Origin of the sequence: Lentibacillus songyuanensis (assembly GCF_039548255.1) — a bacterium.
In the GTDB taxonomy this organism is placed as follows: domain Bacteria; phylum Bacillota; class Bacilli; order Bacillales; family Amphibacillaceae; genus Lentibacillus_C; species Lentibacillus_C songyuanensis.
This window is the reverse complement of sequence record NZ_JBCLVH010000043.1, coordinates 1-7,887: the sequence shown is the minus strand read 5'-3', so window position 1 is coordinate 7,887 and position 7,887 is coordinate 1. Positions and strand designations below refer to the sequence as shown.

Sequence of the window (7,887 nt, the reverse complement as noted above, 5' to 3'; positions counted from 1 at the left end):
TACTCCCACGGGCAAATAATATATAAAGCCCACCTTAACTTATAAAAATTTGTGTCTTGACAATGGGGTCCACTTTAATTAATATTTACGCTTATTACATTAAAGCACCAGACTGTTAAATTTACATTATGGCATAGATGTTACTACTAAGTGGATTAAACCTGTTACTATAAGCAAAAACACCATAAAGGAAGTTGAATACAACATAAGATGCTTTATAATGTTTTTTTCTTTAATTTGTTTATAAACAACATAGCCTAATACAATCGAAACCAACCATATAATTACTCCCCAGATCGAAAATAAATAAGGTGAATTTGCTATCCAAAGTACAGTAACAAGTGAATAATAAAGTATCAGAACCCAAGCCAATCCTTTCATTCCTCTCCCCACTTTCATTGACCAATAACGAGCAGATTAATTACTAACACCCCTGTCCAATAATCCTGAGCCGGTAGTTGAACAAGCCTTTCAAAATTACGTTCAACTCCTCATTATACAATCTCTTTATTTCTAATTATACAATACAATTTTAAGTGATTTTATAATTACATATTTCCGTTTAGTTTGGATTCTTAAAAATGCATTAAATGACAATAGAGTTGGATATACTTCAAATAGAATGTTTGCGGCATACTACTATAGCGTGATAATGATGTTTATGCTGTATTTCTTTACAGAATCCAGCCTTTATTTTGATTCTAGCGGATCAATAATCAAAATAACAGCAGGATTACTCCAATATTCTTAAATAACGTTTAATCTTATGTTCATAGATTTGCTACAAAAATGAAAACATTTCTCTTGCTATTACTATATTATTTAGTATATAATAACTTTACATTTATTAGATAAAATTAAAATTTCATAATAAAAAAGGGAGAACCCCAAATCTTTGTTAGGTCTTTGATAGTTCAAAGGCGTACTTAGATTTGGGGTTCTTTTCTTTTTGCACAAGTTTTGGAGGGTTAAATAATGACAATGTTAAGTAGGGAAATGTTAAAACAACAAAGAATATTAAAATCTCTTTCGTCTGTTTCTCTGCGTCTAATCCCATTTTTAGCGGCTAATACAGATTTAGACAAACGAATTAATATTATGTTAGAACATATTAAAGCAGCAAATATAATGACTCCTCGTCTAATTAAGGAAGCATTAGGTAAATTGGAGAAAATCGAATGGATCTATAGAGGTAAAGATGGTTACTTATATAGTAATTTCAATACTATTTCTACAGCTGATAACCATAATTTTCACTATATAAATTTATATAAGTTCTTTCAATCTGATGAGTTTAAAAAGTTATATAAGCGCCAATTACAATTCCTATTTTATATTCTTTCAGCAAAACTTCCGGGTCATGAACATTCTTTAGCTATTGAGCATCTTTATCAAAACCGGACTAATGCAAAGGATGTAAAGTTAGATTTTTTTATTAGTTTTGAAGATATGATATCCAACCTTTTAGATTTAATTAATAAAGGTTTCTTTGAAGTGCGACTTGCAGCGAGCAAAGAAATACTAAATAAAAACACTAAAAATCTTAAAGAAAGATTATTGATTATTTCACAGTAATAAGTCCATGAATCCACAAGAAGAGATCCTCTGATTTTCAATAGAAGTCCATTAATATTTAATTGGAGTCCACTATGACAAAGGCCACCAAAAAGTGGCCTTTGATAGAATTATAGATTCTCTTTCGCTTGATATTCCCGCATGTTGATATTTCCTGTTTCAAACCATACGGCATTGTGTACAATACGATCCATCATCGCATCTGCGTGGACTCCTCCCCCTAACCGGGTATGCCAATCTTTCTTGGCAAACTGCGTACAGAAAATTGTTGATCCAGAGTCATATCGGCGCTCTATCAATTCAAATAAGAAGTGAATTTCGTGTTCAGAAAGACTATCTAGTAACCATTCATCTAATAGAAGAAGACCATAATTAGAATATTTATTAAGCAATTTAACGATTCCTCTTGGTTGGAGGGAGGCTTCGTCTCTTTCTATTAATAAATCAGGAACTCTAATATATCGTGTGCGTATACCTTGCTTACAGGCTTCCTTTCCTAAAGCACATGCACAGAATGTTTTACCCGAACCTGTAAATCCTGCGAAAATGACGTTTACATTTCTATGAATGAATTGGCAGGTGCTTAGCTCTTGAATGATATGCCTATCTATATTTCTTTGATCATAGTAGATACTTGTGATATCTGCACCTGAAATACGAAACTTTGCACGTTTGATAAGTCCTTGAACTTTATGGTTATATTTTTCTTGATAAACAAAATCAACAATATATTGAAACCGTTCTTCAAAATTCATAGTGAGTGTAGTGGAATCCTGATTTTGTTGTTCAATCATTTGGATCATTTCTTGTAAGTTCATTTCACGTAATTTGCGTTTTGTTTCATCATTCATCATGCTTACCGCCTCCATAATAAGATGCCCCTCTAATGTAACCTTGAGAGGTTTGTTGTTTATTTACTGAAGCGTCTTTTTCCTTCTGTTGGTTTAAGACACCAGATGATAGAATCGTTTTTAGCTGCTTGTATCGTGGTGAATATACCTTTGTCAGTGCGAGTTCACAAGCTGATTCTACCGTTTCTTTGGAATGTTTTTTGGTTAGTTGTAAAATAGATAGTGCGGATCGATAGCCTTGTTCTTTTATTTTGACACTATCAAAAACCCGTTTAATCACTTCATGCACAGACGGGCCAATAGATTGTGCCCATTGAATCAAACGAACATCGTCCCATTCTGGACGATGAAATTGATCAGGTAAATGTTCAGGCTGCGTGGACCATTGATATTTTTGGTATTCACTCATTTTCCGATGTGTCGCAATACGCTTGTCCTGATAGTACACTTCCAAGGAATGTTTAGACTCTTTTATATTCACTGTTTGCCTTACATATTGATACGGACAGGAATAATAGTTATTCTTGTATTGGATATGGCAGTCTAAATTTACCTTACGTCCATATACCCATTCTGCAATTTCATATGGGGCACTTGGTAAATTTCTCAAAGAGGGGGCTTCCTCTTGTTTAAATACTTCGGTTCGACTGCCTGTCCGTTTTTGGAATGACCGGTTATTATAGTCATTCAATTTCTCACGAACGGCATGTTTTAAATCATAGATGGAGAAAAATTGTTGATTCCTTAAAGAAGCAATAATCGCTGTCGCAATTTTTCCCACCGCACTCTCCACAGATGCTTTCCCTTTTGGTTTGCGAACCGGTGCAGGCATAATGGCAGTCATATAATGATCACCTAATGCTTCGTATTGACTGTTCAGTATAATATCTCCTTCTTTTGGGTGATGAATGACGCCCGTTTTTAAGTTGTCGCATACCAAACGTACGGCAGATCCACCAAAAAAATCGAACATGTTCACGTGACATTGAAGCCACGTATTACTTTTTTGATCAAATGTTGGCTCAACATATGTGTACTGACTGTAAGGTAAAGACCCAACAAATAAATAGACGGTAATGACTTCACCAGTATCACGATCTGTGATTTCCATCGTTGAACCGCTCCAATCCACTTCTGCCGTTACACCTGGTTTATGTTTTAAATGGTTTGTTAGTTTAAACTGCAAGATATAATCTTGATAGCCTTTACAAAATTTCGTATAGCCCATGGATACGGCACCTGATTGGTCACAGACATCTTTATATTCTTGCCATAATAACTTTAAAGTCACACCTACACGTTTTAATTCACGATGTATGGCTTGATAATCAGGCATCTCATAAAGTAATTCAGATTGATGTCTTTCTGGAAACAGTCGACGATACACCTCCTCATTTGTTAATTTTTCAATGTCTTCGTACGCTAAGCAAAACTCATCTGCACGATGAAATACGTCACTAACAGAGCTTTTCCCAACATTTTTTGTCTTTGCGATCATGTTGCGTGACAGCCCCATTGCCCGGTATTCGAGAATTGTCTTAGCTGGAATTTTTCTGGCCATAAAAAAGGCCTCCTTTCCGTTTTAATTTGAAAGCAATGGCTTTCAAATTAAATATACCGAAAAGAGGCTATGAAGTGGACTTGAATTGCGAAATGGTGGACTTCAAACGTGAATTCAATTTTAAGATAAGTGGACTCAATCGAATGTACAGGTGGACTCCATTTGGATATTGGTGGACCTGTTTATGCGAAATAATCAATTATATACGTTTGCCGAAAAAACAGGTAAAAGAAAGAAACGCATGAGTCAAAATGAAGTAAAGCACCATATCATTCATATTCGTATAGCAAAAGATTTAGTTTCCAAAGATCAAATTTGTGACATTTATGATATGACAAGATTGGCAACGTTGCAGGATTTAAAATGTATCGCAAAAGATTTTGGATGTAGTTTAGACAGCTTTGATGTAAAAGCTTTAGAGAAGGTCCATATGGTAAAGGCAAAAATATATAAGGAATTCGGTGATGTAGGAATACAATTATACCGTGAAGGCTTAAAAGATTTTTTCAAAAATAGAAGCCATGCTTTTCAAAATCTAATGGAAAATGGTGATTTTGGTAATACAATTAAAAACTTTTATGTTATTCCTAGAATTGAACAAAGACTTAAATCCTTATTCGAACAGGTGAAAAATGATTATTTTACTAAAGTTGATACATTCCCATATCAATCTTTAAATTTCAAACATGCTATCAAAGACAGTAAACCATTTATATCTTATATTATGGAAGAATCATATAACGACAACCTTATCATATTAGATCGTGAACTAGAAGCAGTATATAGCTTAATTTATTACCAATTCACACAAGTAGATAAGACTTGGTATGAATTTAAAGAGAAAATAGAAAAAATCTATAAAAATGAGGCCGAAGCTCATGGTAATGATAGAAATAAAGTATTTTATCTTGCTATCCAAAGGCAATTAAGTCAAAAAGAACGTACTATCTCTGAAATCAAACGGGACAGTAACTACAAAAGAGAAAGAAGGGAAAAATTACTTTACAATCCTTACGTAGCAATTACCGAGTAATATCGGATCCTTCTTTAAAATTATTATTGCTGTTTTTTTAAGGTCCAAAATGCGGGGATTGCCTAATAATTATTTTTTTTAAATATAAAATATAAATTCTGCCTTTCTGCCCTAATGGAGAAGGGTTATTTGGCATGACCATTTTTCAAACAATACCTTTTAATAAAAAAGTATAGGACGATTCTCTTGTTTCTGTATTGTATTGTTTCTCAATAAAGCTATTTTTTAAAGAATAATGGCCAATTACTTCAGGAAATTTTTATAGTATCTGTTAAAACATCTATATTTAAAGACAAAAATCATATTTACATTAATTAATTTTATATTATAGATATTTGATTTCTAGTATCCTTGAAATTTATTGTCATATAAACTCTTCAATCCCTTGCCAAGTAAGGGTGTCTTAAAGTTACTTTAAGAGACTAATGTATCTTATAATGTTTTATATTATTAACTTTTATTACTATATATATCACTATTCTAATTAAATGCTAAATGATGTATTTGGCATTTAATTTACGTATGAAATGGCGGTATAAATTTTGCATAAAAGTAACCCAAACATATAAGGATCGGAAATAGGTTAATTTTATCTGGACACCAATATTAGCTTGGGGTTTGGGTTCCATTTTCTTATCTGATTATCCTGCTTTATGGATTGGTTTATCATGCTTATAGTGACACCTTGTACAGATTGATATCTAGCGTTTTCTGGCATAGCAAAAGGAAATGTGTCTCTTTCAACATCCGTTTTGCCGATTAATTTAATTTTGCAAGTCGTACTTTTGCCAGTGTGTTTGTTAATATTTGTGCTGGAACTATACAGTTATTGTATTAGTTGTCCCATTTATAATTGCTCATCTTACACGATTCTTATTAAGAAAAAAATCTGTTTTAAACAACAAAATTATTCCCCTTTTTGGCAATGCTCAAATACTCTTTTTAGCTTCTCAATGATGATGTTTGGTGGTATTTTATGTTAGTGTTCTGGGGTTTAATTATTTGGTTAATCGTATTAATAATACGAAAGCTATCATCAAGAAATAAATCAAGCCAAACTGACAAGGCAGTTGAAGTACTTAGACAGCGATATTCCCAAAGAGAAATCGATACCGAGGAGGAGTACAAAATACGACAATCGGATCATTTTTTTGAAGGTGACATTCACGTATTTATGTTAAAGGCATATATAAAATATTAGATATTATTGTATTACAGGAACAGGAGTGTGCAAAATTGAATTATCAATATCCATACTATTATTATCCGAATTATACAGGAAGAACAGAAGCTGGTATGCCCATGATGGGGATGGATGAAATGAAACAAATGATGATGGAACACATGAAGATGACACAACAAATTAAGCAAAAAGTTGATATGATTGATGAACGTTTAAGGAAAATGGAAGAAAAAATGATGTGGTAGTAAACAACTACCACATCATTTTTTAATTAACGGGGTTTAACGGTTCAGCGGTTATTCTCTACAAATGATTTACTCGTCTGTAAACATCAATTGTCTCACTCCCATTGAATAGTCGGCCCATTAACATAGTCAATAATGTTTGAAGTGTGTATATTAGGTCTTGTTTTGCTTCATAATGAAATGAACAAGGAGTGTATAAGATGGATATTGAATACATTTTTGAGCATGGTTCTTTTGAGGAATTTCAACAAATAACGACGTTAAGGGAAAATCAGCTTTACTGGTTAAATTATATTGTCAGCTCAATAGAAAAGAGACGAGTAGCGGAAATTTTGTTTGGTATAGGGTATTCTATTAAAGAAGTGGAAGATATTCTTGTTTTACCAGACGGTGAAGCTTCTTTGATGAAAGTTCATTTAGATAAATTCGGAACAATCGATACAGAAAACATACTAAAAGCACTAACAAAAATATATCAGAGACAAACGTTGGAAGCAGTTATTGAACGCTTGTTAGACAAAAATTACAACAAAGATGTTGTTGAAGATGTGATACAGTTGTTTAATAAATAGATGGGAAGAGTTTTTAAAGTATATGATTGAAAATGGTAATATAATTACCTCTGATAAGCTATTTTGGTGGTTATTCACCAAATACCATAGACAGTTATTATTCCCATAAATAAGTGGTATACTGTTGATGTTGTTATTGCTACTTGTAAGTCTAGGAAGAAGAAATCCTTGGCATTTCTTCTTCCTCAATATTATTAAAAGGATGAGAAAATGGATAATAGTATTGAATATTGTCCCTTCTGCAATTCAAACTTGCAGGGTGAACCTATCCCAAAAGAGTTACGCAAGCACTACGGTAATTCAACTCATTTCACAAGGAAAATCGGCATTTCTAGTATAGAAGAAGACAAAGTAACAAAATGGGAGTGTCCTGACTGTCGCCAACAGTGGGACAGGGATTAAATTAAAATAATTTATACTCTGGATTATTGCTATTCGAATTCTTATGACGTTAATAGATTACAGTCCTAGAAAAGAAGCAAAAAGCCAACACTGTATTTAGTGCTGACCTTTTTGCTTGTTTGCACATTTATGTATGTGCAAATTTGTTGAAATTCATAAGACAACTAATAACGATTTATACATATGATCTCCAATTAAGTTGAAATTATACTTTCCATATAAAAGTAATTCAGTATAAGTCATACTATTTTCTACGTTGGCCTTTTCTTTGACTACCGCTCATTATTGTTCTGAATATGTTTCACTAAATACTCTGCATCATACCCGACACCCTGCAAGAGAGCAGAACCCCGTCTATATAGCCAAGGTAAACCGAGAAAATATAAACTATAATGGACCCATAAATCTAGACACGAAATAAGGAGATGTTAAAGTAGATTTATGGGGAAAAGAAAACAATATTCA

General features: G+C 32.9%; 7 protein-coding genes and 2 pseudogenes. 6 read left to right on the top strand and 3 right to left on the bottom strand.

Going from position 1 to position 7,887, the window contains the following annotated elements:
* The first annotated feature begins 975 nt into the window (after positions 1-975).
* The gene (locus WMZ97_RS21570) at positions 976-1,575 is read left to right on the top strand and encodes a hypothetical protein (RefSeq protein ID WP_343274126.1); all 600 of its coding nucleotides are present in this window, start codon (positions 976-978) and stop codon (positions 1,573-1,575) included.
* 110 nt (positions 1,576-1,685) lie between these two features.
* Here the strand turns inward: WMZ97_RS21570 and WMZ97_RS21565 are convergent, their stop codons facing one another.
* On the bottom strand, positions 1,686-2,429 hold the full coding sequence (locus tag WMZ97_RS21565) for an ATP-binding protein (RefSeq protein ID WP_343274125.1): 744 nt from the start codon (positions 2,427-2,429) through the stop codon (positions 1,686-1,688).
* Positions 2,419-3,987 (bottom strand): IS21 family transposase, encoded by a 1,569-nt coding sequence (gene istA, locus WMZ97_RS21560; RefSeq protein ID WP_343274124.1) that lies wholly within the window; start codon positions 3,985-3,987, stop codon positions 2,419-2,421. Before istA ends, WMZ97_RS21565 begins: the two co-directional genes overlap by 11 nt.
* Before the next feature lie 184 nt (positions 3,988-4,171).
* Here istA and WMZ97_RS21555 point away from each other — a divergent pair, with 184 nt between their 5' ends.
* The 5 genes and pseudogenes from WMZ97_RS21555 (at position 4,172) to WMZ97_RS21535 (ending at position 7,020) form a co-directional block, all read left to right on the top strand.
* Positions 4,172-5,020: a hypothetical protein gene (locus WMZ97_RS21555; RefSeq protein WP_343274123.1), complete on the top strand. Its 849-nt coding sequence runs from the start codon at positions 4,172-4,174 to the stop codon at positions 5,018-5,020.
* Positions 5,021-5,602: 582 nt separating this feature from the next.
* Positions 5,603-5,968: pseudogene (locus tag WMZ97_RS21550) on the top strand (arsenic resistance protein); the annotation flags it as partial.
* A gap of 28 nt (positions 5,969-5,996) precedes the next feature.
* Positions 5,997-6,221 carry an SHOCT domain-containing protein gene (locus tag WMZ97_RS21545; protein WP_121131887.1) on the top strand — a complete coding sequence of 75 codons (225 nt, stop codon included), beginning with the start codon at positions 5,997-5,999 and terminating at the stop codon, positions 6,219-6,221.
* 35 nt (positions 6,222-6,256) lie between these two features.
* Positions 6,257-6,448: a hypothetical protein gene (locus WMZ97_RS21540; protein ID WP_121131889.1), complete on the top strand. Its 192-nt coding sequence runs from the start codon at positions 6,257-6,259 to the stop codon at positions 6,446-6,448.
* Positions 6,449-6,648: 200 nt separating this feature from the next.
* On the top strand, positions 6,649-7,020 hold the full coding sequence (locus WMZ97_RS21535) for a hypothetical protein (protein ID WP_121131890.1): 372 nt from the start codon (positions 6,649-6,651) through the stop codon (positions 7,018-7,020).
* 674 nt (positions 7,021-7,694) lie between these two features.
* Here the strand turns inward: WMZ97_RS21535 and WMZ97_RS21530 are convergent.
* Positions 7,695-7,808 (bottom strand): annotated as a pseudogene (locus WMZ97_RS21530) (oxidoreductase); the annotation flags it as partial.
* Positions 7,809-7,887: the final 79 nt, after the last annotated feature.